This window comes from Pedobacter sp. GW822-FHT03F06 (assembly GCF_058801365.1).
This window is the reverse complement of sequence record NZ_JBXANE010000030.1, coordinates 1-597: the sequence shown is the minus strand read 5'-3', so window position 1 is coordinate 597 and position 597 is coordinate 1. Positions and strand designations below refer to the sequence as shown.

Genomic DNA, 597 nt, shown 5'->3' with positions numbered 1-597 from the left:
GCTCATATCTTTATCTTTATAATAAAATAATCAAAAGAGGGAGATAAACTTGTAGTCCCGCAAGGCACGGAAATTAATCGATGCCGTCGTGAAAGGATAACCCTCCCTTTTTTTATTTCTTAAAGTTTGAACAGTACCTATTGACCATTTCGCTGTATTTGGATCATCTATACCATGAGCAAAAGCTAAGAGAGATTATTGATTATTTCAATCTAAACAATAAAGGTATGATGAACTTAAAGTATTCTATCGGAATTGATGTTTCTAAAAAGGATTTTCATTGCTGTTTGTCGATTATAGATAGCAACCAAAAAGTAACTGTGAAATCCAGCCGTAAGTTATCCAACAGCCCTGGCGGTTTTAAAGAGTTTTTGGCATGGATCAAACAGCATCAGAAAGAAGATTTGCCCCTGCGTATCGTAATGGAAGCCACTGGCGTGTACCATGAGCAACTTGCTTGGTTTCTGCATTCCAAAGGCTTAGTGTTAAGTATTTTATTGCCAAATAAGGCTAAGAAGTACCTGCAGGCAGATGGAGCAAACTCTAAAAATGACAGTATAGATGCCCGCGGCCTTGCTAAAATTGGTGCAGAAAAGA

General features: G+C 37.7%; 1 protein-coding gene. It reads left to right on the top strand.

Going from position 1 to position 597, the window contains the following annotated elements; genetic code table 11:
• Window positions 1-227: 227 nt before the first annotated feature.
• Window positions 228-597: IS110 family transposase (locus AC1RJ8_RS25110; protein WP_492956265.1), on the top strand; the 370-nt coding region annotated here is incomplete at its 3' end.